This window comes from Nocardioides koreensis (assembly GCF_039531775.1).
Taxonomy (GTDB): domain Bacteria; phylum Actinomycetota; class Actinomycetes; order Propionibacteriales; family Nocardioidaceae; genus Nocardioides; species Nocardioides koreensis.
The window spans coordinates 730744-756685 of the sequence record NZ_BAAAQR010000001.1 but is presented as its reverse complement, the minus strand read 5'-3'; the positions used below and the strand labels follow the sequence as shown (position 1 = coordinate 756685).

The 25942-nt window shown below is 73.3% G+C and carries 25 protein-coding genes; 14 read left to right on the top strand and 11 right to left on the bottom strand.

Annotated features, from left to right (window positions below):
* Positions 1 to 117: 117 nt before the first annotated feature.
* From ABD268_RS03660 to ABD268_RS03640, 5 genes are all read right to left on the bottom strand, one after another.
* On the bottom strand, positions 118 to 888 hold the full coding sequence (locus ABD268_RS03660) for a septum formation family protein (RefSeq protein ID WP_344147714.1): 771 nt from the start codon (positions 886 to 888) through the stop codon (positions 118 to 120).
* 125 nt (positions 889 to 1013) lie between these two features.
* Positions 1014 to 1502 carry a SigE family RNA polymerase sigma factor gene (locus ABD268_RS03655; protein ID WP_344147711.1) on the bottom strand — a complete coding sequence of 163 codons (489 nt, stop codon included), beginning with the start codon at positions 1500 to 1502 and terminating at the stop codon, positions 1014 to 1016.
* A complete protein-coding gene (locus ABD268_RS03650) occupies positions 1499 to 2605 on the bottom strand; it encodes a hypothetical protein (RefSeq protein ID WP_344147708.1) in 1107 nt (368 codons plus the stop codon). Before ABD268_RS03650 ends, ABD268_RS03655 begins: the two co-directional genes overlap by 4 nt.
* A 59-nt stretch (positions 2606 to 2664) precedes the next feature.
* Entirely contained in the window at positions 2665 to 3132 is a 468-nt protein-coding gene (locus ABD268_RS03645; RefSeq protein WP_344147705.1) for an SLOG cluster 4 domain-containing protein, read from the bottom strand.
* Positions 3129 to 3635, bottom strand: coding sequence for a DUF2867 domain-containing protein (locus tag ABD268_RS03640; RefSeq protein WP_344147702.1), 507 nt, complete (start codon positions 3633 to 3635; stop codon positions 3129 to 3131). The genes ABD268_RS03645 and ABD268_RS03640 overlap by 4 nt, the downstream gene beginning before the upstream one ends.
* 99 nt (positions 3636 to 3734) lie before the next feature.
* On the opposite strand from ABD268_RS03640, the gene fbaA reads away from it, so the two are divergent.
* On the top strand, positions 3735 to 4769 hold the full coding sequence (gene fbaA / locus ABD268_RS03635; RefSeq protein ID WP_344147699.1) for a class II fructose-bisphosphate aldolase: 1035 nt from the start codon (positions 3735 to 3737) through the stop codon (positions 4767 to 4769).
* Between the two features lie 119 nt (positions 4770 to 4888).
* On the opposite strand, the gene ABD268_RS03630 is transcribed toward fbaA, so the two are convergent.
* On the bottom strand, positions 4889 to 6403 hold the full coding sequence (locus tag ABD268_RS03630; RefSeq protein ID WP_344147696.1) for a DHA2 family efflux MFS transporter permease subunit: 1515 nt from the start codon (positions 6401 to 6403) through the stop codon (positions 4889 to 4891).
* A 37-nt stretch (positions 6404 to 6440) separates the two neighbouring features.
* Here ABD268_RS03630 and ABD268_RS03625 point away from each other — a divergent pair, with 37 nt between their 5' ends.
* Entirely contained in the window at positions 6441 to 6857 is a 417-nt protein-coding gene (locus tag ABD268_RS03625; RefSeq protein WP_344147693.1) for a DUF3151 domain-containing protein, read from the top strand.
* Positions 6858 to 6878: 21 nt separating this feature from the next.
* Here the strand turns inward: ABD268_RS03625 and lysS are convergent, their stop codons facing one another.
* Complete coding sequence (gene lysS, locus ABD268_RS03620) at positions 6879 to 8624, bottom strand: lysine--tRNA ligase (RefSeq protein ID WP_344147690.1); 1746 nt, start codon at positions 8622 to 8624, stop codon at positions 6879 to 6881.
* A gap of 280 nt (positions 8625 to 8904) precedes the next feature.
* Between lysS and ABD268_RS03615 the strand changes: the two genes are divergently transcribed.
* On the top strand, positions 8905 to 9897 hold the full coding sequence (locus ABD268_RS03615; protein ID WP_344147687.1) for a DNA-binding response regulator: 993 nt from the start codon (positions 8905 to 8907) through the stop codon (positions 9895 to 9897).
* An 18-nt stretch (positions 9898 to 9915) separates the two neighbouring features.
* On the opposite strand, the gene ABD268_RS03610 is transcribed toward ABD268_RS03615, so the two are convergent.
* Positions 9916 to 10845, bottom strand: a complete 930-nt coding sequence (locus ABD268_RS03610; protein ID WP_344147684.1) for a diacylglycerol/lipid kinase family protein — start codon at positions 10843 to 10845, stop codon at positions 9916 to 9918.
* A 182-nt stretch (positions 10846 to 11027) separates the two neighbouring features.
* Here ABD268_RS03610 and ABD268_RS03605 point away from each other — a divergent pair, with 182 nt between their 5' ends.
* From ABD268_RS03605 to purB, 4 genes are all read left to right on the top strand, one after another.
* Positions 11028 to 12314 (top strand): adenylosuccinate synthase, encoded by a 1287-nt coding sequence (locus ABD268_RS03605; protein ID WP_344147681.1) that lies wholly within the window; start codon positions 11028 to 11030, stop codon positions 12312 to 12314.
* Between the two features lie 134 nt (positions 12315 to 12448).
* On the top strand, positions 12449 to 13351 hold the full coding sequence (locus ABD268_RS03600) for a catalase family peroxidase (protein WP_344147678.1): 903 nt from the start codon (positions 12449 to 12451) through the stop codon (positions 13349 to 13351).
* A 28-nt stretch (positions 13352 to 13379) separates the two neighbouring features.
* Positions 13380 to 14642 (top strand): phosphoribosylamine--glycine ligase, encoded by a 1263-nt coding sequence (purD, locus tag ABD268_RS03595; RefSeq protein WP_344147675.1) that lies wholly within the window; start codon positions 13380 to 13382, stop codon positions 14640 to 14642.
* A complete protein-coding gene (purB, locus tag ABD268_RS03590; RefSeq protein ID WP_344147672.1) occupies positions 14642 to 16060 on the top strand; it encodes an adenylosuccinate lyase in 1419 nt (472 codons plus the stop codon). The genes purD and purB overlap by 1 nt, the downstream gene beginning before the upstream one ends.
* Before the next feature lie 124 nt (positions 16061 to 16184).
* On the opposite strand, the gene ABD268_RS03585 is transcribed toward purB, so the two are convergent.
* Positions 16185 to 17615: an MFS transporter gene (locus tag ABD268_RS03585; RefSeq protein WP_344147670.1), complete on the bottom strand. Its 1431-nt coding sequence runs from the start codon at positions 17613 to 17615 to the stop codon at positions 16185 to 16187.
* Positions 17616 to 17686: 71 nt separating this feature from the next.
* Between ABD268_RS03585 and ABD268_RS03580 the strand changes: the two genes are divergently transcribed.
* Positions 17687 to 17974 (top strand): acylphosphatase, encoded by a 288-nt coding sequence (locus ABD268_RS03580; protein WP_344147667.1) that lies wholly within the window; start codon positions 17687 to 17689, stop codon positions 17972 to 17974.
* A gap of 6 nt (positions 17975 to 17980) precedes the next feature.
* Here the strand turns inward: ABD268_RS03580 and ABD268_RS03575 are convergent, their stop codons facing one another.
* The gene (locus ABD268_RS03575) at positions 17981 to 18595 is read right to left on the bottom strand and encodes a hypothetical protein (RefSeq protein WP_344147664.1); all 615 of its coding nucleotides are present in this window, start codon (positions 18593 to 18595) and stop codon (positions 17981 to 17983) included.
* Between the two features lie 63 nt (positions 18596 to 18658).
* On the opposite strand from ABD268_RS03575, the gene ABD268_RS03570 reads away from it, so the two are divergent.
* From ABD268_RS03570 to ABD268_RS03555, 4 genes are read left to right on the top strand one after another with little or no spacing between them, the layout of a single operon-like run.
* Positions 18659 to 19249 carry an antibiotic biosynthesis monooxygenase gene (locus tag ABD268_RS03570; protein WP_344147661.1) on the top strand — a complete coding sequence of 197 codons (591 nt, stop codon included), beginning with the start codon at positions 18659 to 18661 and terminating at the stop codon, positions 19247 to 19249.
* Positions 19250 to 19263: 14 nt separating this feature from the next.
* Positions 19264 to 20148 (top strand): hypothetical protein, encoded by an 885-nt coding sequence (locus ABD268_RS03565; protein ID WP_344147658.1) that lies wholly within the window; start codon positions 19264 to 19266, stop codon positions 20146 to 20148.
* 36 nt (positions 20149 to 20184) lie between these two features.
* The gene (locus tag ABD268_RS03560; protein WP_344147655.1) at positions 20185 to 21069 is read left to right on the top strand and encodes a phosphoribosylaminoimidazolesuccinocarboxamide synthase; all 885 of its coding nucleotides are present in this window, start codon (positions 20185 to 20187) and stop codon (positions 21067 to 21069) included.
* On the top strand, positions 21066 to 21485 hold the full coding sequence (locus ABD268_RS03555) for an SRPBCC family protein (protein WP_344147652.1): 420 nt from the start codon (positions 21066 to 21068) through the stop codon (positions 21483 to 21485). Before ABD268_RS03560 ends, ABD268_RS03555 begins: the two co-directional genes overlap by 4 nt.
* Positions 21486 to 21494: 9 nt before the next feature.
* Here the strand turns inward: ABD268_RS03555 and ABD268_RS03550 are convergent, their stop codons facing one another.
* Positions 21495 to 21980 carry a MarR family winged helix-turn-helix transcriptional regulator gene (locus tag ABD268_RS03550; protein WP_344147649.1) on the bottom strand — a complete coding sequence of 162 codons (486 nt, stop codon included), beginning with the start codon at positions 21978 to 21980 and terminating at the stop codon, positions 21495 to 21497.
* Positions 21981 to 22003: 23 nt separating this feature from the next.
* Between ABD268_RS03550 and ABD268_RS03545 the strand changes: the two genes are divergently transcribed.
* Together ABD268_RS03545 and ABD268_RS03540 are read left to right on the top strand one after the other, a co-directional pair.
* On the top strand, positions 22004 to 24139 hold the full coding sequence (locus ABD268_RS03545; protein ID WP_344147646.1) for an MMPL family transporter: 2136 nt from the start codon (positions 22004 to 22006) through the stop codon (positions 24137 to 24139).
* A gap of 37 nt (positions 24140 to 24176) precedes the next feature.
* Positions 24177 to 25754 carry a long-chain-fatty-acid--CoA ligase gene (locus tag ABD268_RS03540; RefSeq protein WP_344147643.1) on the top strand — a complete coding sequence of 526 codons (1578 nt, stop codon included), beginning with the start codon at positions 24177 to 24179 and terminating at the stop codon, positions 25752 to 25754.
* Positions 25755 to 25942: the final 188 nt, after the last annotated feature.

Below are 25942 nucleotides of genomic sequence, written 5' to 3'. Positions count from 1 at the left end.
TCACCCCTTGAACGACGCGGGTTCGTCACCGGTTGTCAGGAACGCGGAACGGGTCGTGTGCCTGAGCACGCGCCGGAGTGCGTTCTCAGGCACACGACCCGATGGGGAGTGCGTCGGTCAGCTGGTCTTCTTGCTGTAGCAGACCACGACGTGGTCCTTGCCGACGTTCCACATCGCCTTGAGCTTGTAGCTCCAGCGGTAGCTGTCGGTGCTCACCCGCGAGGGGCACTTGCGCATCGCCGCGGCGTTGAGCTTCTTCGCACCCGGGAAGGTGCCGCTCCTCACGGTGAACGTCCCGGTGGCGCGGAAGGCGTGCTTGTGGGAGCACGCGGTGGTGTAGAAGGTGCGCGGGGTCAGGCACCGGGCGACCTTGTTGCTCAGTGGCGGCTGGTCGAGCGCGGGGGTCTTGTCCGTGGGCAGGGGCAGGATCTTGGTGCCACCCCGCAGCGCCAGGTCGCACCGGATCCAACGCGCCCCGTGGCTCCGCTGGTCCTTGGTGGGCCGGAACCAGAACCACGAGTACGCCGACATGTCCCGCACCGGGAGGGTGCGACCGAGCGCCTGGTTCCAGGCCGGCTGGCAGGCCCGGATCGCGGCCTTCTCGGCGGCCGCGTCCTGCGACCACGCGACGCCGTCCGGCAGGTGCCCGACCGCGATGACGCGGGTCGTGTGGGTCGTGGAGCAGTCGACGGGTGCGGTGGTGTCGGACGCGTGGCCGGCGGTGGCCATGTCGATGTTCCGGCACTCGCCGACGGCAGGGGCCTGGTAGTCCGGCCCGTCCGGCGTGGGTGGGACGGCCCCGGCGGGGCCGCTGAGGGCGGGGACGAGCGCGACGGCGGCGGCGAGCGTGACGAGGGTGCGCTGGGCACGGGAGGGACGTGGGAGCACGCGAGGTCCTTTCGGAGGATGTCGCCGGAGGCTAGCCCACCGGTTCACCGCCTCGTGCTGGCCCGGGTGCGCCCAGCCGCACGCCCAGCCGCACGCTCCGCCTCACGCCCTGCCTCACGACCTTGTCAGCGGCTGGCCAGGACGGCCTGCAGGGCTGCCAGGCCGCGTGAGCTGTGGCTCTTGACCGTGCCCTCGCCGATGCCCAGCTCGTGCGCGGTCTCGGCGACCGACAGCCCGAGCCAGTGCCGCAGCAGCACCACCTTGCGCTGCATGGTGGGCAGCCCCTGCAGGGCGTCGAACAGCGCGGAGCGCTCCTCGACCGGGAGCGGCTCGCGGGCCGCCCGGTCGGGACCGTCGAGGCCCGGCCGCTCCCGGCGCCAGGGGCGCCGCGACTCGTCGATGTTGGCCCGCACGATGATCGTGCGCACGTAGGCCTCCTCGCGGCCGTCGCGGTGCAGCCGCGGCCACGCGACGTACAGCTTGACCAGCGCGGTCTGCAGCAGGTCGTCGGCCCGGTGCCAGTCGCCGCACACGGCGTACGCGATCCGGCGCAGGTGGGTCTGCCGAGCCCGCACGAACTCGGTGTACGCCGCATCTCGCTCGATGCTCCTCACCGCAGGCCGTCCCCGCTGGAGTAGCGCCCCCGGGCGAACTCGAGGAAGCCGTCGAGCGTGGTCGCGCCGTCGGCGACCGACGACTCGGTCGGGAAGTACTGGGGAGGCGACCCCGGCAGCTGGCGGGCGAGCACGAACCAGAGGCTGCCCTGCCACCGCACCGCGGCGACGGCCGTCCGGTCCCGGGGGGACGCGAAGTGGGGCGGCATCTGCGGCGACGGGCGCTGCTCGAGCAGCTCGACGCCGTCCTCGTCGGGGACCAGGGTCTCGCCGTCCCCGAAGGCGACGAGCGCCAGCATCGGCGTGCCCTGCTGGATCGCGACCTGGTCGGCGAGCCAGAGGTCGAAGGTGGGGTAGGTCCTCCCGGCGTCGTCACGGGCACTGAAACCTCCGTCCGGGTCCGACTCGAGGAGCATCCAGATCTTCTTGCCGTGGTCGTCGAGGACCAGGCCCAGCGACTTCTTCGGCGGCGCGAGGTTCATCGGGTTGTCGACCTGTCGGATGATGGTGACGCCGTCCCGGAGCACCAGCTTCCCGTCGCCGGTGTACGCCGCGGGCTCCGGCTCGGCAGCCATCGTGGACGTGTCCTGCTGGTTCTCGCGGACCACCACGGCCAGCCAGCGGGCGAACGTCGGCTCAGGCCCCCGATCGTCGTCGATGATGCTGAACCCGCCGCCCGGGTCCGACTCGAGCAGCATCCACACGGTCTTGCCGCGGTCGTCGAGGACGAGGGCCACGGACCTCGCCGGGGGCTCGAGGTCCATCGGGTTGTCGACCCGGCGGACGATGGTCACGCCGTCCCGGAGCACCAGCGTCCCGTCCTTGCCGTACGTCGCGGGCCCGTGGTCGCCCGGCTCGGGGGAGGCCGTGGGGCTCGGGGACGCGCCGGAGGCGACCGACGGATCGTCCCCGCGCGCGTGCGGGCCCGGCCCGGTCGCGGCCCAGGTGGTGCCACCGGCGACCAGGACGATCGCGAGGGCGGCGGCCCCGGTGGTCGCCCGCCGCCGGCGCAGCGCCCGCCGGCCGTCGGCGACCAGCGCGTCCACCGGTCCCGGCTCGGGACCGGCGCCGAAGCTGCGGTCGATCTCCTCGTGGATGTCCATGTCGTCCCCCTCGTCGTGCGCCTCTCACCCGGGAAACGGCACGACCAGGGAAAAGGTTGTCATCCCAGCTGCGAAACCACGGCGTCGACCGCCTCGCCGGCACTCGCGACGACGACGCCGACGTCCTCGGGGAGGTCCCAGGGGTCGATGAGGACCAGCGGTACGCCGGTGCGGCGGGCCAGGGCGATCTCGCTGAGCGTCCCCCAGCTGCAACCGACGGCGACCACCGCGTCCGCGGCCCGGACCAGCAGCCCGTTGCGGAGCTCGCCCAGCCCGGTGGGCAGCAGGTAGGTGTGCTCCGGGGCGCCCTCGTCCCGGGCGAGGCCGGGGAGCAGCCCGATCGAGACCCCGTCGGCCGAGTCGACACCCGCGGCCGCGGCCCGCATCACCCCGTGGTGGCCCCCGGTCAGCACCACCGCACCCGCCTCGGCGAGGAGCCGCCCGAGCTCGGTCGCCCGGGCGAGGTCGGAGGGCCGGGCCGTGTCGGCCGGGCCGATGACGGCGACGTACCGCCCGGTCAGGCTCACCACGCCTCCCGGCGCAGGTCGGCGAGCAGCCGCCGGTGCGTGAGCGCCAGGACCGCCTCGCGCGCCGGCAGGTCGGCCAGCAGGTAGGCGTGGCCGAGGATGCCGTTGGGTTCGAAGGCCACCTGCTGGCGGAGGCGGCTGCGCGAGGCGTCCAGCGCGTCCACCTCGGTGTGCAGCAGCACCCGGCCGGGTGCCCGGACCGCGGCCTCGAGCAGCAGCCGGTGCCGGCTGCCGTCGTGCCCGGCCTCCAGGACCCGCCAGAAGCCGGCGGTGTTGCCGGCGGCCAGCAGGGGAGTGCCGGGCGGCTCCCACGCGCGCCCGCGCCCGCCGACGAGCCGGTCCAGCGCACCCCGGACGACGAAGGGGGCGGCGTCGGCGTACCACTGCGGACGGCGCCGGCCGGACGCGACGACCGCCCAGGCCCGCTCCGCGGGCAGCGGCAGGTCGCTCGTGCGGCGGCTGGTGCGCAGCCCGCGGGGGCCCACGCCTGCGAAAGGGCTCACGCCTGCACGGTACGACGCGGACCGAACGACCCCTCGGGCCCGCGGTGCCGAGCCACTAGGGTGGTCCGCGACCCAGAACGCAGGCCGAGGAGTACCGAGATGCCCATCGCCACCCCCGAGATCTACGCCCAGATGCTCGACACGGCCAAGAAGGACGCCTTCGCGTTCCCGGCCATCAACGTGTCGTCCTCGCAGACGCTCAACGCGGCCCTCAAGGGCTTCGCCGACGCCGGGTCCGACGGCATCATCCAGGTGTCCACGGGCGGCGCCGACTACTTCTCCGGCCCGTCGGTGAAGAACATGGTCACCGGGTCGGTGGCGTTCGCCGCGTTCGCCGCCGAGGTGGCCAAGAGCTACCCGATCAACGTCGCGCTGCACACCGACCACTGCCCGAAGGACAAGCTCGACGGCTTCGTCCGGCCGCTGGTCGACATCTCGGCCGAGCGCGTGGCCCGCGGCGAGGCGCCGCTGTTCCAGTCGCACATGTGGGACGGCTCGGCCGTGCCCCTCGACGAGAACCTGCAGATCGCGCGCGAGCTGCTCGAGAAGTGCGCGAAGGCGCGGATCATCCTCGAGATCGAGGTCGGCGTCGTGGGTGGCGAGGAGGACGGCGTCGTCGGCGCCATGGACGAGAAGCTCTACTCCACCCCCGAGGACGCGATCGCGACCGTGAGGGCGCTCGGCACCGGCGAGGACGGTCGCTACATGACCGCGCTGACCTTCGGCAACGTGCACGGCGTCTACAAGCCCGGCAACGTCAAGCTGCGCCCCGAGATCCTCAAGCACGCCCAGGAGGCGGTGGTGAAGGAGCTCGGTCTCGACGCCGGCGCGCGCCCCTTCGACCTGGTCTTCCACGGCGGGTCGGGGTCGACGGCCGAGGAGATCGGTGCCGCCGTGGACTACGGCGTGGTGAAGATGAACGTCGACACCGACACCCAGTACGCCTTCACCCGCCCGGTCGCCGGGCACATGTTCAGCAACTACGACGGCGTGCTGAAGGTCGACGGCGAGGTCGGCAACAAGAAGGTCTACGACCCCCGCTCGTGGGGCAAGGCCGCGGAGGCCGGCATGGCCGCCCGCGTGGTCGAGGCCTGCGAGAACCTCCGCTCGGCGGGCAAGTCCGTCTCCGCCTGAGGTTGATCGCCCGCAACGTCATACGGCCCGGCTGCGTCAGCAGCCGGGCCGTATGACGTCCGCGGGGACGTCATCGGCTGCGGTCGCCGGAGCGACGAGACCGTATGACGTCCCCGGGCTCAAGGGGTCCCGGTGGCGGGGGCTGCCTGCGCGGTCTCGGTGTCGGGCACCCTCGTCCAGCCCTGGTGGCGCGGCTTCTCGAAGAAGAGCACCGCGACGAAGCCGAGGACGAACGCCGCCACCGGCAGCAGCACCGAGGTCGCCATCGCGTCGCTGAAGGACTGCGCGAGCTGGGGCGGGAGGCCGGCACTGCCCCCACCCTGGCCGCTGAACGACGGCAGTCCCTCGGCGGCGAGCCGGGAGTCGATCAGCACCGCGATCGCCGCGGAGCCCAGCACCGCACCGACCTGGCGGGTGGCGTTGTAGACGCCGGACCCCGCGCCGGCCCGCTGGACCGGCAGGTTGCGGGTGGCCGTCGCGCTGTTCGGCGCCCAGACGAAGGCGTTGCCGACGCCGAAGACGACCATCGGCGGGACCGTCCACCAGATCGAGGTGTCCGGTGTCATCACGAACGTCAGCCACAGCAGGCCGGCGAACAGGCAGACGAACCCGAACCCCGTGAGGATCCGCGGGTGGACGCGGTCGGTCAGCCCGCCGACCGTCCGGGCCAGCACGAGCGTCATGAGTGCCATCGGCACCAGGAGCAGCGCCGACCGGGTCGGGCTCAGCCCGCGGACCACCTGGGCCCAGATCATGATCGGGATCGTCACCGCGGTGATCGAGAAGCCCATCACCGAGATCGCGACGTTCGCGAGGGAGAAGTTGCGGTCCCGGAAGAGGCTGAGCGGGACCAGTGGCTCCCGGGTGTTGCGGGCCTGCCACCACAGGAACGCCGCGAGCACGACCAGGCCGGAGGCGATCATCGTCCAGATGCCCGCGCTCCAGGTGTACTGGTGGCCCTCCTGGATGCCGAAGACGAGCAGGAACATGCCCAGGCCGCTCAGCCCCACGCCGAGCCAGTCGAAGCTGTGGGAGTGCGTGGGCAGGGTGGGCACCAGCCGCCAGGCCAGCACGAAGCCGACCACGCCGACGGGGACGTTGATGAAGAAGATCCACTCCCAGCCCAGGGCGTCGACCAGGACGCCGCCGAGGATCGGGCCGACCAGCGTGGCGATGCCGGCGGTCGCGCCCCACAGGGCCATGGCCGCGCCGCGCCGGGCCGCCGGGAAGATCCGGGTGATGATCGCCATCGTCTGCGGCGTGATCATCGACGCGCCGAGCCCCTGGACCACGCGCGCGACGACCAGGGCCGTGATCGTGCTGGTGAGGCCGCACCACAGCGACGCGAGCGTGAAGACGGTGAGCCCGGTGAGGTAGAGCCGCTTGGGGCCGAACCGGTCACCCAGCCGACCCGTGATCAGCACCGGGACGGCGTACGCCAGGAGGTAGGCGCTGGTCACCCAGACCACGTCGTTCACCCCGGCATGCAGGTCCTCGATGATCGCCGGGGTCGCCACCGAGACGATGGTGGTGTCGACCAGGATCATGAAGAAGCCGATGCAGAGCGCGATCAGCGCGCGCCACGCGGCCTTCTCCTCGAGCGCCGGTGCCGAAGCCGCGGGTGCGTGGGTCACGGGAACAGTCAACACCCGGGCGTGGACAATGCTTCCCATGAGCTCCTTCGGTGACCTGATGGCCGGCCCCCCGCCCACCCACCTGCCGGAGGACCCGGCCGCGCCCGCGCTGGCCGCGGGCGAGGCCCCGGTCGACGTCGTACGCCGTCACCCGGCGTCGCCGTTCGCGTGGGCCGCGCTGGCCGAGCAGGCCCGCGACGCGGAGGCCGACGACGTGACCGTCTACGCCTACGCGCGGGTCGGCTACCACCGCAGCCTGGACATGCTGCGCCGCAACGGCTGGAAGGGCCACGGGCCGGTGCCGTGGGAGCACGAGCCCAACCGCGGCTTCCTGCGCTGCCTCGCGATGCTCGCCGCGGCCGCCCGCGCCATCGGCGAGACCGCCGAGTGGGAGCGCTGCTCGGAGTTCCTCCGCGACTCCAGCCCCGCGGCGTACGACGCGCTGCTCGGCTGATCCTGCAGCTGTGACGCGGGGTCAGGGGGTCAGCAGCGCGCGGACCTTCTCGGCGCCCAGCGCCACGATCAGCGTGGGCAGCCGCGGGCCGCGGTCGGCGTCGACGAGCAGGTTGTAGAGCAGCGTGAAGAAGGCCTTCTGGTCGGCCTTCACCTCGTCGGTCGGGTCGGCGTCCATCGGCAGGCCGTGGGCCAGCTTGGGCACGCCGTAGACCAGCGTGGTGACCGGCTCGATGTCCAGCGCCTCGGGCAGCCCGTCCAGCAGCAGGCCGATCCACTGCTGCTCGCGCTCCGACAGGGTCGCCAGTCGTGCCTTGTCCGGCACCTCGCGCACCGTGGTCCGGTCCTCGGCCGGCACGAAGTCGGCCATCCAGGTCATCGCCCTGGTCAGCCGCGGCTCGAGCTCCTCGACGCCGGTGTGCTCGTAGCCCACGTGCCCGATCGTGCGGCTGATCAGCTCGGCGCTGCCGGCGGTCACGTCGGCGACCGAGGACAGCACCCGGAACGGCACGACCACCGCGGCGGTCGGCAGCACGCCCGCGGCCGCCGTGGCCGAGGCGCGCTCGAAGGCCAGCACCTGCGCGTCGCGCTTCTCGGGGTTCGCCGCCTTGCGGGAGAGCGCGTCCCACTCGTCGTACAGGCGCACGACCTCGGCGCCGAAGTCGACGTTGAAGGCCTGCTTGGGCTGGCGGCGCACGTAGAGCCACCGCAGGATCGGCGCCTCGAGGATCTTCAGCGCGTCGGCCGCGGTCGGCACCCCGCCGCGCGAGGACGACATCTTGACCTGGCCGCCGGCGCCCACGAAGGAGTAGCCGACGAACGACGGCGCGCGCCCGCCGTAGACCTGCTTCACCAGCTCCTTGCCGACGGTGTACGACGACCCGGGCGTCGCGTGGTCGACGCCGCCGGGCTCGAAGTCCACCCCCTCGACCGACCAGCGCATCGGCCAGTCGACCTTCCACACGAGCTTGCCCTCGTGCTGGGTGGCGAGGTTGGTGACTCCCTCGAAGCCGCAGGCCTGGCAGGTGTAGGCAAGGTCGGTCGACTCGTCGTCGTACGACGTGACCGTGGTGGTGTCGCGGCCGCAGTCGCGGCAGTAGGGCTTGAACGGGAACCGGGACAGGTCGCCCGCGTCCGGGGCGTCCCCGGTGGAGTCGTCCTCATCGGCGACGGAGTCGGCGAGGGCCTCGGCCTCCTGCTCGCTCTCCGCGACCGGGGCGGTCTTCTTGGTGCGGTAGGCCGCCAGCACCCGCTCGATGTCGTCGCGACGGCGTACGGCCGTGAGGATCTGGTCGCGGTAGGCCCCGGCGCGGTACTGCTCGGTCTGGGAGACCTCCTCCATCTCCACGCCCATCTCGCGCAGCGCGGCCTGGAGCGGGGCCTTGAAGTGCTCGGCCCACGAGGCGTGGCAGCCCCACGGGTCGGGCACCGCGGACAGCGGGCGCCCGATGTGCTCGGCCCACGACGGGTCGACGCCGGCCGGCACCTTGCGGAACCGGTCGTAGTCGTCCCAGCTGTGCAGGTGGCGTACGGCGATCCCGCGGCGCCGGATCTCCTCGGCGACGAAGTGGACGGTGAGGAACTCGCGCAGGTTGCCGAGGTGGATCGGTCCCGACGGGCTGGCCCCGGAGGCGCAGGTGATGATCCGGCCGCTCTCGGTGCCGGCGTGCTCGTCGGCCTGCCGGGCGTGGCGGATCGCGTCGTCCGCCGCGCGGGTGACCCAGTCGGTGGGCGTCTGCCCCTGGGAGGACTGTCCGCCTCGTCCCATGCTGTTCGTCGCTCCTGTTGCTCGGGGGGTGCCGAGCCGCAACGCTACCGCCCGGTCGGCGGCGCCCGCGAAGCAGTAAGGGCGCCGGAATCGTCCCCTGTGGCGATTCCGACGCCCCTCGCGTCGTCCGTTGCTCGACCGCATCCCCCGATGTGGGTCGTGCTCAGCCGCCGCGCTCGCCCCGAGCGGAGTGAGCGGCCACTGGACGCACACCGGCATTTTCACACTGACAGGTCCCTGCCAGCTGGCTACAGGCTGACTGTGGCATTAACCTGCCAAGATGCCACGCCGCGCGCCGTCCAGCGTCATGACTGCCCTCGGGTTCCCGCCGGGGGTGGACCGGCTCTACGAGCGCCTGCTCAAGCAGTCGGGCCGCGAGCTGGTCTCGGTCGCGCAGGCGCTGCTGCGGAGCCCGGAGGAGCTGCTGGCCGACCTCGCCCCGCTGATCGAGCACGACGTGGTGCGGCTGGAGGACTCCCGGGTCTTCGTCGAGGACCCGTCGGCGACGGTGGCCCGCCTGGTCGCCGAGCAGGCCGGCGAGACGGCCCGGGTCCGTCGGCGGCTGGACGCGCTGTCCGCGGCGATCCCGTTCCTCACCGCGGGGGCGGCCCGGCCGGGACCGGGCGAGGTGCACGACGTGGAGCCCATCGACGGCGAGATCAGCTCCGGCGGCCAGCCGGTCGCGCTGATCGCGGCGCTGATCGCCCAGAGCAAGGGCGACATCCTGTGGCTGCGCCCCGACCAGTGGCGCATCCCGCGCGAGGACCAGATGCTGGGGGTGATCCGGGAGCTCGTCGCCTCCGGCCGCCGGTCCCGGGCGATCTACCCGGTCCGCGCCCTCCACGAGGCGCCCGAGACGCTCCGGGCGCGGGCCGAGGTGGGCGAGCAGATCCGGGTGCTGCCCGACCTGCCGACCCGGATGTTCATCATCGGCACCACCCACGCGGTGCTGCCCGAGCCGATGGGGTTCACCGACGAGCCGCGGTCGCTGGTGCGCCAGCAGGGCCTGGTCGAGGCGCTGACCCTGCTGTTCGAGCTGATGTGGGAGCGGGCCGCGCCGGTGCCCGAGCTCGACCGCGGCGAGGCCCGGCCGGACCTGCGCAGGTTCCTGCTGCAGCAGCTGGCCTCGGGCGCCCAGGACGAGCAGGTCGCCCGCACCCTCGGCATCAGCCTGCGGACGGTACGCCGCCGGGTCGCCGACGTGCTCACCGAGCTCGGCGCCGACACCCGGTTCCAGGCAGGGGTGGAGGCCGCCCGGCGCGGCTGGCTGTGAGGCGGCCCCTGGACGGCCCTACGACGAGGAGCCGGGCCGGGGCAGCACCATCGAGTACGCCTCGGGCTCCACGTGCCAGGTGCGCTGGCGCTCCGGGCCGTAGATCTCGCCGTCGGCGCTGACCCAGAACTCCTCGCCCGTCACCGACACCGACGAGCCGCGCAGGTAGGTGACGTCCTCCCGCTCGGGGTGCCGCGCGAGGCCGAGGTGCACGGCGTACCGGACCCGCTCCATGGGGCCGACCGCCCGCGAGATCATCACGTCGACGCGGCCGTCCTCGGGGTTGGCGTCCGGGGTGAGCTCGGCGCCGCCGCCGACCGAGGAGCCGTTGCCGACGGCCACCATCAGCACCGGCTGGTCGAAGTCGTTGACCACCCGCCCGTCGACCTCGACCCGCAGCCGCAGGATGGGGGGCTTCCAGGCGGTCAGGGCCGCGCCGATCGGGTAGCCCAGCTTGCCGAGGTTGACCTTGCCGACCCCGATCGAGCCGAGCCGCTCCTTCCAGCGGGCCCCGCGGCGGCTCGCGTTGGCCCCGGCGCCGACGTGCACGCTGTTGACGACGACCTCGCCGACCTCGTCCACCACGACGTCCATCGGGCGGACCTCGCCGTGCAGGATCACCCGCGCCGCCTCCTCGATGTCGAGGGGGATGTCGGTGCCGCGGGCGAAGTCGTTGCCGGTGCCGAGCGGCAGCAGGCCGAGCACCGAGTTCTTCAGGTCGTTGCGGCGGTGCAGCGCGGAGATGACCGCGTGCAGGCTGCCGTCGCCGCCGGCCACCACGATCCGCCGGGACCCCGCACGGTGCAGCACCCCGTCGAGCTCGCCGGGGTCGCCGGTCGCCTGCACCTCGACCGAGACGTGCTCGCGCAGCACCGCGAGGGCCAGGTCCAGCGACTCCTCGTCGGCGGTGCCGGCGTCGCTGTTGGTGATGACGAGTAGCGGGTCCATTGGCCGGACACTAGCCGAGGTGACGGTCGCGCAGCAGGGCCTTGTGGTCATCACCACCGGCGGACCGGGCTGCGGTATCGTGAGGTCGCAAGAGCCCCGGTGCGCTGTTGCCGGGGCCTTTTGCATTTCCGTCCGGGCGTCGTGCACCGGAGGCTGATGCAGGACCACCGAAGGAGGCAGCAATGCCCGCGATCGTGATCCTCGGCGCCCAGTGGGGCGACGAGGGCAAGGGCAAGGCGACCGACCAGCTCGCCACGACCGAGACCATCGACTACGTCGTCCGCACCAGTGGCGGGCACAACGCCGGCCACACCATCGTGGTCAACGGCGAGAAGTTCGCCACCCACCTGCTCCCCAGCGGCATCCTCACGCCCGGGGCCACGTCGGTGATCGCGAACGGCGTCGTGGTCTCGCCCGAGGCGCTGTTCCGGGAGCTCGACGAGCTGCTGGCGCGCGGGGTCGAGGTGGCCGACCTGGTCGTGAGCGCCAACGCGCACGTGATCGCGTCGTACCACTCGACGATCGACAAGGTCACCGAGCGGTTCCTCGGCAAGAACCAGCTCGGCACCACCGGCCGCGGCATCGGGCCGGCGTACTCCGACAAGGTCAACCGGATCGGGATCCGGGTCGCCGACCTGTTCGACGAGGGGATCCTGCGGCAGAAGGTCGAGGCGTCCCTCGACCTCAAGAACCACGTGCTCGCGAAGGTCTACAACCGCCGCGCCATCGAGGTCGACGCGATCGTCGAGGAGCTGCTGTCGTACGTCGACCGGTTGCGGCCGATGGTCCGGGACACCTCGCTGCTGCTCAACACCGCCCTCGACGAGGGCAAGACGGTGCTGTTCGAGGGGGCCCAGGCCACGATGCTCGACGTCGACCACGGCACCTACCCGTTCGTCACCAGCAGCAGCCCGGTCGCGGGCGGCGTGTGCACCGGCGCCGGGGTCGGCCCGACCCGCATCGACCGGGTCATCGGCGTGATCAAGGCCTACACGACCCGCGTCGGCTCGGGCCCGTTCCCGACCGAGCTCTTCGACGAGGACGGGATCAACCTGCAGAAGATCGGCGGCGAGATCGGCGTCTCCACCGGCCGCACCCGCCGCTGCGGCTGGTACGACGCCGTGGTCGCCCGCTACTCCAGCCGGGTCAACGGGCTGACCGACTACTTCCTCACCAAGCTCGACGTGCTCGACTCCTGGGAGCGGATCCCGGTCTGCGTGGCCTACGAGATCGACGGCGTCCGCCACGACGAGATGCCGATGACCCAGACCGAGTTCCACCACGCGAAGCCGGTCTATGAGTTCTTCGACGGCTGGAAGACCGACATCTCCGGCTGCCGGACCTTCGACGACCTGCCCAAGAACGCGCAGGCCTACGTCCAGGCGCTCGAGGAGATGTCCGGCACCCGGATCTGGGGCGTCGGCGTCGGGCCGGGTCGCGAACAGACCATCGAGGTGCACCCGGCCTGACCCCGGCGGTGAGCGGGCCACCGTTCCTGGGGGAACGGTGGCTGATGCCCCGCTGCCCGCGCGCCACCCCACCCCATCGTGAGCAGTCGGCTCGTTCGGGTGACGCCGGTCACAAGACGGGCTAGCGTGCCCACGTGCTGGAACCCGAGCGGGCCGTCGACCGCCTCCAGGAGGCGTTCTCGCCCCCGGAGGGCTTCCGCACCCTGCACGCCAAGGGCGGCTTCTTCACCGGCACCTTCACCGCGTCCCCGGAGGCGAGTGGCCTGTGCCGCGCGGCGCACCTCTCCGGCGCGCCGGTGCCGGTGACGGTCCGCTGGTCCAACGCCGGTGGCAACCCCCGGGTGGGCGACCAGGAGCCGGACATCCGGGGGATGGCGGTCTCCTTCCACCTCCCCGACGGCACCGTCACCGACCTGCTCGCGCAGACCTCGCCGCGGTTCCCGGTGCGCACCCCCGAGGACTTCGTGGCGATGACCGAGGCCTCGCGGCGCCCGCACACGATGCTGCTCTGGCTGGCCCGGCACCCCTCGGCGGTGCCGGCGGTGGTGGCCGGGCTGCGGGCCAGGGCGGTCGGCCGGCCGTCCAGCTACGCCGAGGTGCGCTACTACCCGCTGCACGCCTACCGCTGGCTCGATGCCGCGGGCGAGGGGGTGTGGGTGCGCTACGCCCTCGTGCCGCTGGCCGGGGCGGGCGAGCGGCCGACCGACACCTTCAGCGGGCCGGACCGGCTGCAGGCCGAGATCGCGGCCCGGCTGGCCGTGGGGCCGGTGCGCCACGAGCTGCGGGTGCACGTGGCCGGCCCCGGCGACGACCCGCACGACGTGATGTCGGTCTGGAGGAACGCCCGCGAGGTCGTGGCCGGGCGCGTCGAGGTCACCGGTCCGGCGCCCGACCCGGAGACCCGCGGGTGTGCGGTGGTCTTCGACCCGACCCGGGTCGTCGACGGGATCGAGCTCTCCGACGACCCGATCCTGCGGTACCGGCCGGCGGCGTACGCCGAGTCGGTGTCCCGCCGTACGCGGTCCCGGGAGGGGTGACCCCGCGGCGGCACTACCCTTGACGCCCGTGACCTCCCCCTCCCCGTCCTCCCTCACCGTGCTGGTGATCGGCACCGGCGGCCGCGAGCACGCCCTCGTCCACGCGCTGGCCCAGGACCCGGCCGTGGCCGCGGTGCACGCGGCGCCGGGCAACCCGGGCATGGCCGCCGAGGCGACCCTGCACGCCGTGGACCCGATGTCCGGTGACGCCGTGGCGTCGCTGGCCGAGGAGCTGGGTGCCGACCTGGTCGTGGTCGGTCCCGAGGCGCCGCTGGTCGCCGGTGTCGCCGACGCCGTGCGCGCCTGCGGCATCGCGTGCTTCGGCCCGACCGGCGCGGCCGCCCGGCTGGAGGGGTCCAAGGCGTTCGCCAAGGAGGTCATGGAGGCCGCCGGGGTGCCGACCGCGCGGGCGTTCGTCTGCACGACCGTCGAGCAGGTCGCCGCCGCGCTCGACGAGCTCGGACCGCCGTACGTCGTGAAGGACGACGGCCTCGCCGCCGGCAAGGGCGTCGTGGTCACCGAGGACCGGCGGGCGGCCGTGGACCACGCCGCCGGCTGCGAGCAGGTCGTCGTCGAGGAGTACCTCGAGGGGCCCGAGGTCTCGCTCTTCGCGATCACGGACGGGCGGACGGTCCACCCGCTGCAGCCGGCCCAGGACTTCAAGCGGATCCGGGACGACGACCAGGGCCCCAACACCGGCGGCATGGGTGCCTACACGCCGCTGCCGTGGGCGCCTGCGGGCCTGGTCGACGAGGTGGAGCGCACCGTGCTCCGGCCGACCGTCGAGGAGATGGCCCGGCGCGGCACGCCGTTCGCCGGGCTGCTGTACGCCGGGTTGGCGCTGACGTCGCAGGGCGTGCGGGTCGTGGAGTTCAACGCCCGCTTCGGCGACCCCGAGACCCAGCCGCTGCTCGCGCTGCTCGACTCGTCGCTCGCGACGCTGCTGCTCGCCGCGGCGACCGGCACGCTGGCCGAGGTGCCGCCGCCCGCGTGGAAGCCCGGGGCGGCGGTGGCGGTCGTGCTGGCCAGCCGCGGCTACCCCGAGAGCACCTCCTCCGGGGGTGAGGTCATCACCGGGATCGACCGCGCCGAGGAGGTCGACGGGGTCCACGTGATCCAGGCCGGCACCGCCCTGTCCGGCGGGGACCTGGTCACCGCCGGCGGCCGGGTGCTCGCCGTGGTCGGGACCGGGGCCGACGTCGCGGCCGCCCGCGCCGCGGCGTACGAAGGAGTGGCCGCCGTAGAATTCGAGGGCGTCCAGCACCGCACCGACATCGCGAAGGGCATCTGATGGCCGTCCCCAACGTCCTGGCCACCCGCTACGCCGGCGCGGACCTCGCCCACATCTGGTCGCCCGAGCACAAGATCGTGCTGGAGCGGCAGCTGTGGATCGCGGTCCTCGAGGCGCAGCGCGAGCTCGGGATCGAGGTGCCCGACGGGGTCGTCGAGGCCTACCGCGACGTCGTCGACAAGGTCGACCTCGAGTCGATCGCGGCCCGGGAGCGGGTCACGCGCCACGACGTGAAGGCGCGGATCGAGGAGTTCTGCGCGCTCGCCGGGCACGAGCACATCCACAAGGGCATGACCTCGCGGGACCTCACCGAGAACGTCGAGCAGCTCCAGGTCCGCCAGTCGCTGGCGCTGCTGCGCGACCGGGCCGTGGCCGCCCTGGCCCGGCTCGGGCGGCTGGCCGCCGAGCACGAGACCACGGTGATGGCCGGCCGCTCGCACAACGTGGCGGCCCAGGCGACCACCCTCGGCAAGCGGTTCGCCACCGTCGCCGACGAGATGCTGATCGCGCTGGAACGGGTCGAGGACCTGCTCGCCCGCTACCCGCTGCGCGGCATCAAGGGCCCGATGGGCACCGCCCAGGACATGCTGGACCTGCTCGACGGCGACGCCACCAGGCTCGCCGACCTCGAGCAGCGGGTGGCGGCGCACCTCGGCTTCGTGCGGGTGCTGACCAGCGTCGGCCAGGTCTACCCGCGCTCCCTCGACTTCGACGTCGTCTCCTCGCTGGTGCAGCTGGTCGCCGGCCCGTCCAACCTCGCGACCACGATCCGGCTGATGGCCGGCAACGAGCTGGTCACCGAGGGGTTCAAGGAGGGCCAGGTCGGCTCCTCGGCGATGCCGCACAAGATGAACAGCCGCTCCTGCGAGCGGGTCAACGGCCTCGCGGTCGTGCTCCGCGGCCACCTGTCGATGATCGGCGAGCTTGCCGGCGACCAGTGGAACGAGGGTGACGTCTCCGACTCGGTGGTGCGCCGGGTCGCGCTGCCGGACGCGTTCTTCGCCGCTGACGGGCTGTTCCAGACCTTCCTGACGGTGCTCGACGAGTTCGGCGCGTTCCCGGCCGTCGTGCAGCGCGAGCTCGACCGCTACCTGCCGTTCCTCGCCACCACCAAGGTGCTGATGGCCGCGGTGCGCAACGGCGTCGGGCGCGAGGCCGCCCACGAGGCGATCAAGGAGGCCGCCGTCGGCGTCGCCCTCGACATGCGCCGCGGCCAGGCCGAGAACGACGTCTTCGACCGGCTCGCCGCCGACCCGCGGCTCGGGCTCAGCGCCGAGCAGCTGGCCTCGCTGGTGGCCGAGCCGATCACCTTCACCGGCGCCGCGGTGGACCAGGTCCAGGCCGTCGTACGCCGGGTGGCCGAGGTGACCGGGCAGCACCCCGAGGCCGCGTCGTACGCACCCGGCGCGATCCTCTAGCCCTCACCCCGCGCGACGTCGTACGAGCTGGTCGCCCGGGCGACCGGGCCGGATGACGTCGTGCGCGACGTCGTACGAGGTGGTCGCCGGGGCAACCGGATCGCATGACGTCCGGCCGCGCGCCCTACCGCTCCTGGCGCAGCGACCGCACCGCCATCGCCATCGCGACCGCGAGCACGGCCAGCGACGTGAGCAGCGCGGCCTGCAGCGCCCGGCCGGGGGAGCCCGACGTGAGGCCGTAGACGGTCATCAGCAGCGCCGCCCCGATCGAGGAACCGATCCGCTGGCCGGTCTGCAGCGCGCCGCCCGCGGCCCCGCCCATCCGGGGTGGCACCTCCGCGAGGCTGAGGGTGAAGTTCGGCGACACCACGCCGCCGCCACCCAGCCCGGCGAGGAGCAGCGGCGGCGCCAGCACCAGCCACAGCCCGGAGGCGCCGCGGTCGGGCACCAGCAGCGCCACCGCCAGCACCCCGGTCATCATCACGCTGAGCGCGATGATCGTGATCAGGCGGTGGATCCTCGACACCAGCCGCCCCGCCAGTGGGGCGGTGAGGGCCGACCCGACCGCGAACGGCGTCAGCAGCAGGCCGGCGGCGAGCGGGGTGAACGACCTGCCCTCCTGGAGGTAGACCGAGAGCACCAGGAAGATGCCGGTGAACCCGGTGAAGTAGAGCGCCCCGACCGCGAGCCCGTTGGCGTAGCCCGGGGTACGACGCAGCAGTGCCACGTCCAGCAGCGGCGCACCGCCCCGGCGGGCGACCCGCCGCTCCCAGCGCACGAAGCCCCACAGGAACACCGGGGCGCCGGCGAGCAGCAGGAGCGGCAGCCGGGCCCCGCTCTCCACGCTGACGAGCGGGAAGAGCAGGCAGAGCACCGCCCCGCCGAGCAGCGCCGCACCGAGGTGGTCGAGCCGGGTGCGGTCGGCGTCCTCGCGCGGTCGCTGCGGCACCATCCGGGCCACGAAGTACAGGGCCACCAGGCCGATCGGCACGTTGACCAGGAACAGGTAGCGCCAGCCGTCCTGCTCGCCGAGCAGGCTGATGATCAGGCCGCCGAGCACCGGCCCCAGCCCCGAGGACACGGACACGGTCAGTCCGAAGAAGCCGAACGCCCGGCCCCGCTCCGCGCCCCGGAAGAGCTGCTGGATCAGCCCGGAGCCCTGGGGCGTCAGGAAGCCGGCGGCGGCCCCCTGCGCCAACCGGGCGACGATCACCCACCCCGCGGTCGGGGCCAGGCCGACCGCGGCGCTCGCGGCCACGAAGCCGGTCAGGCCGAGCAGCATCATCCGGCGTCGACCGTAGGCGTCACCCAGCCGGCCGCCGGTCACCAGCACCAGGCCGAAGGCCAGGGAGTAGCCGGACACCACCCACTGGATCGTCGAGGCGGAGGTTCCCAGCCCGGCGCGCATCGAGGGGATGGCGACGTTGACGATGGTCACGTCGAGCAGCGCCATGAAGCCGATGACCAGGGTGACCCCGAGGATGCGCCACCGTCGGGGGTCGGGCTCGTAGGCCTCCTGCTCGCCCGTCCCAGCGGTCGTGGTCTCCTCGCTCACCCCCTCACTCTGTCGCGGCCGGTCAAGCGGCGGCCCGCGCGCCGGCACGGCGTACGACGCAGAATGGGGGGATGCGCAGGGCAGCGGACACCAAGGCAGTGGACGTCACCGTGACCGGACGGGTGCAGGGCGTGTCGTTCCGGATGTACGCCGAGGACCAGGCCCGCCGGCTGGGCGTGGCCGGCTGGGTCCGCAACGAGCCCGACGGCTCGGTCGGCGGGCACTTCGAGGGGGAGCCCGCCGCCGTGGACGCGCTGGTCGAGTGGTGCCGCAGCGGCCCGCGGCTGGCCCGGGTCGAGCACGTCCGGGTGCAGGCGGCGTCCGTGAGCGGGGCCCGCTCCTTCGACGTCCGCTTCTGAGCGGGGTCAGACCCGCGCGTGCCCGTCGTGGTTCGCGAGCTTGTGCGCCACGGTGGCGAGGTCCGCGCGCCACACGTCCTCGGGGACCGGGGGCAGGATCGCGTCCCACTCCACGGCGTACGAGCCGAGCACGCCGGCCTGGCGCGCGGTCCGGGCCACGAACCAGACGTGCAGGTGCGCGCCGCCGTCGCCCCACTTGTTGACGTGCACGCGGCCGATGTTCGGCAGGTGCGACATGATCCGGGTCAGCCAGACCGTGATCCGGCCGTACTCCGCGGCGAGCTCGTCGTCGAGGTCGGTGAAGTCGAGGTGCTCCTTGGTCTGGAGGAACACCGTCAGCGGCAGGCCGCCCGGCCCGGTCGTCCGCGTGACCACCCAGCGCTCGCTCTCCCAGATGACCAGGTCGTCGCCGGCGCGGCAGGCGCCGCACGTGGCCTCGTCGGGCTCGCCGTTGCGGGGCGCCTCGTCGGCGGGGACCGGCAGCACCTTGGGCACGATGGCGCCGTCGACCGCCTCCCACGGGAAGATGTCCCACTCCGCCAGTGGCGGGGCCGGGAGACGGCCGTTTTCGCCGACGGCGGCGGCGACGCGGGCGTGGACCTCTTCTGCGGACTCCGGCATGGGCACACTGTGCCAGCCTTGGCGAATTTGCCGGGCCACCACCCCCGGGCCGACGATTTTCCGATGAACGCGCCCGTCACCGTCTCCATCACCCGTCATCTCGACCCCGGCCGGGAGGCCGAGATGATGAGCTGGATGAACGCCGGGATCGGCCTGGCCGAGCGGTTCCCCGGCTTCCTCGGCGCCGGTTGGGTGCGGCCCGAGACTGACTCGGAGACGTGGCACGTGCTCTACCGGTTCGCCGACCCCGGGTCGCTGGCCGGCTGGGAGTCCTCCCACGAGCGGCAGTGGTGGCGCGACGCCTCCACCGGGCTGGGCATCGTGGAGTCCCGGGTCGAGCGGCGCACCGGCATCGAGGGCTGGTTCGGCGACCCCGCCACCCGGGACGTGCGGGACCTGCGGCTGCCGCCGGCGGCCCCGCCCCGCTACAAGCAGGCCACCGTGATCTGGCTGGCCTTCTTCCCGCTGAACCTGCTGGTCTCGTGGATCTACGCGCAGGTGGCGCCGGACCTCTCGCTGCTGGCCCGGGGGCTGAGCTCGACCCTGCTGATGACCCCGGTGATGACCTACGCCGTGCTGCCCTGGATGACCCGCAGGCTCAGCTGGTGGCTCCACGGCGAGCCGCCGCCGTGGCGCCGGGCCGTGACCGCCTGACTACCGTGGGCGGGGTGACCGGGCTGCCGCTGCCCACGTGGGCCGACGACGTCGCGGTCGTCGTGGCCGCTCCCGGCCCCGGTCCCGGCCACTGGTCCGGCGCCGCCAGCGCGGTCCTGGTCGACGGGACGTTCTGGCTCACCTACCGCGTACGCCGGCCGCTCGCCGCCGGCCGCGGCGTCACGGTGGTCGTGGCGAGGTCCGCCGACGGAGTCGGCTTCGACACCGTGTGCGAGGTGCCTCGCGACGCGTTCGGCGCCGAGTCGTTCGAACGCCCGGCGCTGGTGCCGTTGCCGGACGGGGCGTGGCGGCTCTACCTGTCCTGCGCGACGCCGGGCTCCAAGCACTGGTGGGTCGACAGCCTGACCGCCGCCACCCCGGCGGGACTGCCCGCCGGGGAACGCGCGACCGTGCACGCCGGGGACGCGCACACCGGAGTCAAGGACCCGGTGGTCCAGCGGCGCGACGGCCGCTGGGAGATGTTGCTGTGCTGCCACCCCCTCGACGAGCCGGACGCCGAGGACCGGATGACCACCCGCCGGCTGACCAGCGACGACGGGCTGGCCTGGGTCGACCGCGGCGAGGTGCTCGCGGGCCGGCCGGGCGAGTGGGACGCCCGGGGTGCCCGCGCCACCACGGTGCTGGCGACCGACCCGCTCACCGTGCTGTACGACGGCCGTCCCGACGCCGCCTCGAACTGGCACGAGACCACCGGGCTGGCCCGCTGGCGCGGCGACCGGCTGGTGCCGGTCGGGGACGTCGGGCCGCTGCGCTCGCCGTGCTCCGACGGGGCGCTGCGGTACGCCGCCGCCGTCCCGCTGCCCGACGGAGGCACCCGCTACTACGTCGAGGCGGCGCGCCCCGACGGTGCCCACGACCTGGTGAGCATGGTCCGCTGAGGATCGCCGGGCCGGCGCGGTCCTAGGCTGGGGCCCGTGGCCGACCTGAACATCCCCGACGCCCCGACCATCGCGGGGGCGCGGCACCTGCACTCCGGCAAGGTGCGCGACCTCTACGAGCTGCCCGACGGCACCCTGCTGATGGTCGCCAGCGACCGGATCTCGGCGTACGACTTCGTGCTCGACACCGCCATCCCCGACAAGGGCGAGATCCTGACCCGGATGTCGCTGTGGTGGTTCGACCAGCTGGCCGACCTGGTGCCCAACCACGTGCTCTCCACCGACGTGCCGGACGCCGTGCGCGGTCGGGCCGTGGTCTGCGAGCGGCTCGAGATGTTCCCCGTCGAGTGCGTCGCCCGCGGCTACCTGACCGGGTCCGGCCTGCGCGAGTACGCCGCGACCGGCGAGGTCTGCGGCATCGCGCTGCCGGCGGGGCTCGAGGACGGCAGCCGGCTCGCCGAGCCGATCTTCACCCCCGCCACCAAGGCCGCGCTCGGCGACCACGACGAGAACGTCTCCTTCGACGCGGTCGTCACCGAGGTCGGTGCGCAGGCCGCGGCCCGGCTGCGGGAGCTGACCCTCGCGGTCTACCGGCGCGCGGAGGGGATCGCCCGGGAGCGGGGGATCATCCTGGCCGACACCAAGCTGGAGTTCGGCTCCCGGCCAGACGGCACGACCGTGCTCGGCGACGAGGTGCTGACGCCCGACTCCTCGCGCTTCTGGCCCGCGGACCGGTGGCAGCCGGGCCGCGCCCAGCCGTCGTTCGACAAGGACATCGTGCGGGGCTGGCTGACCTCCCCGGAGTCCGGCTGGGACCGCACTGCAGGTGGCCCGCCGCCCGCGCTGCCTCCCGAGGTCGTCGAGCGCACCCGCGCCCGGTACGTCGAGGCGTACGAGCTGCTCACGGGGCAGGCCTGGTGACCACCGGCTCCGGCGTGGTGGCCTTCGGCGTCCCGCCGGAGGTGGCCTTCGACTACCTCGCCGACCCGCGGAACCGGCCGGCCTGGCAGTCCAGCCTGTCCCGCGTCGAGGCGGTCACCGGGGAGCCGCGCATCGGGCAGCGCTGGGTCGACGTGACCCGGCCCGGGCTGCGCCCGTCCATGGAGACCACCGAGCTCGACCGGCCGCACCGGTGGGCGGAGATCGGTCGCTGGCGCGGCGTCCGGGCCGCCCTGGCGCTCACGTTCGTGGCGGCCGAGCCCGGCTGCGAGGTGGTGTTCGAGTTCACCGTCGAGGGCGACGGCACGTTCCGTCCGCTGGGGGCCGTGCTGACCCGGGTCGCCGTACCCGCGGTGCGTGCCGACCTCCGCCGGGCCGCGGGCATCCTCGCGTCCTGAGCGCGGGCCCTACGACTGCTCGATGTCGGCGCGGGCCGCCCGGGTGGCCTCGCCGACCGCCTCGAGGAACTCGGCGACGTGGGCCAGCTCCTCCTCGCTCCGGGCGGCGAGCACGGGGGCCATGTGGGCGGCCAGCCGCCCGAACATCTGCTCCCCGACGGCCCGGGCGTGGTCGGTCATCTCCACCACGACCGAGCGGCGGTCGGTCGGGTGCTGCGAACGGTGCACGTGGCCGAGCCGCTCGAGGCGGTCGAGCATGGCCGAGGTGGCGGGCGCGCTGAGGTGCATGGCCGCGCTGAGCTGTCCGGGCGTCATCGGGCGGCCCGTGTCGCCGCGGTCCATGACCATCGCCAGCCCCGTCAGGTCGGTGCGGTGCATCTCCGCCTCGCGTCCCGCCGCGCCGAGGTAGAGCTCGGTCTCGTTGGTGAAGGAGCGCAGCGCGCGGACGACGCGCATCGCCTCCGCCGAGGGAGCCTCGCGCCTTGTCCCGGTCATGAGGCCACCCTACTCTTTCAAGCATGGAAATATTCCAGGGCCGAAACAAAGCCGTGGTGGGTCGCCGCCTCAGCTGGGTCGTCGTGCTGGTCGCGGTGCTGTTCTCCGGTGCGCTGCTGGCCGCCGACATCTCGGCCCGGACCGCCGCGAACGCGACCTCCAACCTGCCCGACGACGCCGAGTCGGCCCAGGCGGCGCGGCTCCAGGACCAGCTGGGGACCTCGCGCTTCACCCCGGCGATCGTGGTGTTCGACCGCGGTGGCGACCCGCTGACCGGTGGGGACCGGGCGGCCGTGACGGCGAAGGCGCGCGAGCTGACCGGGCTCGCCGCCGACGGCCAGCGAGCTTTCCCGGTCTTCGCCGACGACGGCGCCGCCGCCTTCGTCGCCGTACCTCTCGACGCCGACACCCCGGAGGAGGACCTCGCCGGCCCGATCGGGAAGATCCGCGCCGAGGCGGCCGACGGGCTGCCCGACGGGCTGCAGGCCCAGGTCACCGGCGGCCCCGCGTTCGTGGTGGACCTGTCGCAGGTGTTCGACGGCGCCGACGTCACCCTGCTGATCACCACGGCGAGCGTGGTCGCGCTCCTGCTGCTGATCACCTATCGCAGCCCGTGGCTGTGGCTCGTGCCGCTGACGGTGGTCGGCGTCGCCGACCAGGTGGCCGCCAGGCTCCTCGCGGCCGGCACCCACGTGCTCGGCTTCGCCACCGACGGCGCCACCACCGGGATCACGTCGGTCCTGGTCTTCGGCGCCGGCACCAACTACGCGCTGCTGCTGATCGCCCGCTACCGCGAGGAGCTGCGCCGCGAGGAGAGCCGGTACGCCGCCATGCGGATCGCCATGGGTCGGGCCGCCCCGGCCATCCTCGCGAGCTCCGGCACCGTCGTGCTGGCCCTGCTCTGCCTCGGTCTCGCCGACAACCCGTCCAGCCGCAGCATCGGCCTCGCGGGGGCCATCGGCATCGTCACCGCGGTCGTCTACGCGCTGCTGGTGCTGCCGGCCGCCCTCACCGTCTTCGGGCGCCGGCTCTTCTGGCCCTTCGTGCCGCGGCTGGGGCAGGCCGAGCCCACCGAGACGGGTGTCTGGTCGCGCGTCGCCCGGGTGGCCACGGGCCGGCCCTGGCTGGTCAGCGCGGCCGGGGTGCTGGTGCTGGCCGTGCTGGCGCTGCCCCTGGCCGGGGTGCGCACCGGGCTCTCCGACACCGAGCAGTTCCGGGCGAAGCCCGAGTCGGTGACCGGTCAGCAGGTGCTCGCCGAGCACTTCCCGGCCGGGGCGTCCCAGCCGACCTCCGTCCTCACCCCGGCCGAGTCGGCCGCGTCGGTGCGTCGGGCGGTCGCCGCCGTGGACGGCGTGCAGCGGGTCGACCGGGCCGGCGGCGACGACGAGACGGTGGAGCTGACCGCGGTGCTGGACACCGAGCCGGGATCCCGGGCCGCCTTCGACACCGTGGAGTCGGTGCGTGCCGCCGCGCAGGGCGCGGCCGCCGGGACCCTGGTGGGCGGCTCGGACGCGGAGGCGCTCGACGCCGAGGCCGCCGCCCAGCACGACCAGCGCCTGGTGATCCCGCTGATCCTGGGGGTCGTCCTGGTGGTGCTCCTGCTCCTGCTCCGGTCCGTGGTGGCCGCCGTGGTGCTGGTGCTGACCGTGGTCGCCACGTTCGCGGCCAGCCTGGGGGCGAGCTGGTGGGCCTTCCGCCACTGGTGGGACTTCCCGGCGCTCGACCTCGGGGTCCCGTTGCTGAGCTTCCTGTTCCTCGTCGCGCTGGGCGTCGACTACAACATCTTCCTGACCACCCGGGCCCGGGAGGAGGCCTTCCAGCGCGACACGGTCCCGGCGATCAGCAGGGCCCTGGCCGTCACCGGTGGGGTCATCACCAGTGCGGGGATCCTGCTGGCGGCCGTGTTCACGGTCCTCGGGGTGCTCCCGCTCATCACCCTGACCCAGATCGGCCTCATCGTCGGCTTCGGCGTGCTCCTCGACACCCTGCTGGTGCGCAGCGTGCTGGTGCCGGCGCTGGTCGCGCTGCTCGGGCGCCGGTTCTGGTGGCCCGGCGAGCTCTCCCGCACCGACCGTCGACCGGCACCGCGCGCGGTCGAGGTCGGCGAGGCCCAGCCCGCAGGGGCGGGCCCGGCGACACGACGACCGACCCGTGAGTAGGTTGGCCCCACCACAGCGTTTTCGTGATGGAGGCCACGTGTACAACCTGTCGACCCTGCTCGAGGACAGTGCCCGGCGATTCCCCGACCGTGAGGCGGTGGTCCTGGGGGACACCCGGCTGACCTACGCACAGGTCAACGGCGCGGCCAACCAGGTGGCGAACCTGCTGGTGTCCCGCGGCATCCAGCACGGCGACAAGGTCGCCCTGAGCTGCCCGAACCTGCCGTACTTCACGATCGTCTACTACGGGATCCTCAAGGCCGGTGCGACCGTCGTACCGCTCAACGTGCTGCTCAAGGGCCGCGAGGTGGCCTACCACCTCGGCGACTCCGACGCGAAGGCCTACTTCTGCTTCGAGGGCACCGCGGACCTGCCGATGGCCAAGGAGGGGTACGCCGGGTTCGGCGAGGCGTCCGGGTGCGAGCACTTCGTCGTGATCACAGCCGACCCGGCCGCGCCCTCGCCGATCGACGGCACGGACACGCTCGGCGCGGCCATGTCCGGCCAGGCGCCGACGTTCGACACCGTGGCGACCGACGAGGACGACACCGCGGTCATCCTCTACACCTCCGGCACCACCGGCCAGCCCAAGGGCGCGGAGCTGCGGCACCGCAACATGCGCGACAACGCGCTGACCGGCGAGGTGCTCTTCGGGGCCGACGCCGACCACCCCGACACCTACCTGTGCGTGCTGCCGCTGTTCCACTCCTTCGGCCAGACCGTGATCCAGAACGGCGCCTTCGCCTACGGCGGCACGGTCGTGATGCTGCCCCGTTTCGAGGCGCACGCGGCGCTGCAGCTGATGGGCAAGGAGAAGGTGACCTTCTTCGCCGGCGTCCCGACGATGTACTGGGGCCTGCTCGGCGCGCTCGAGGACGTCCGGGCCGCGGGCGGTGTCGACGTCGAGGAGCTGGCCCGCAACCTCCGCGTCGCCGCCGCCGGTGGCGCGGCGCTGCCGGTGGAGGTGCACAAGGAGTTCCAGAAGCGGTTCGGGGTCACCATCCTCGAGGGCTACGGCCTCTCGGAGACCTCTCCGGTCGCGAGCTTCTCCCCACGCGGCGAGGAGGTCCGGGTCGGGTCCATCGGCAAGCCGATCCCCGGCGTCGAGATGAAGCTGATCGAGCCCGACTGGACCGAGGTCAACGCCGACGGCAGCGACCCGGACGCGGTCGGCGAGATCGCCATCAGGGGCCACAACATCATGAAGGGCTACTACGACCGGCCCGAGGCCACCGCCGAGGTCATCCACGACGGCTGGTTCCGCTCCGGCGACCTGGGCCGCCGCGACGAGGACGGCTGGTACTACATCGTGGACCGGTCCAAGGACATGATCATCCGCGGCGGCTTCAACGTGTACCCGCGCGAGATCGAGGAGGTCCTCCTCACCCACCCTGACGTCTCGCTGGCCGCGGTCATCGGCGTACCCCACGAGAGCCACGGCGAGGAGATCAAGGCGGTCGTCATCCTCAACGACGGCGCCACCGTCACCCCCGACGAGCTGGTCGCCTGGGGCAAGGAGCAGATGGCGAGCTACAAGTACCCGCGCCTCGTCGAGGTCGTCGACTCGCTGCCGATGACCGCCACCGGGAAGATCCTGAAGCGGGAGCTGAGCTGATCGGACGCGGCTCGTTGGTCGAGTAGCGAGCGCCAGCGAGCGTGTCGAGACCCATCGGCGGGAGCGGTCTCGACCAACGAGTGAGGGGCCTCAGGCGAACGGGTCGGGCATCGCGCCCGGGAGGTGGGCGAGCAGGTCCCGCGCCTGCTGGGCCACCTTGTGCTCGACGAGCACCTCGTACTTGGTCG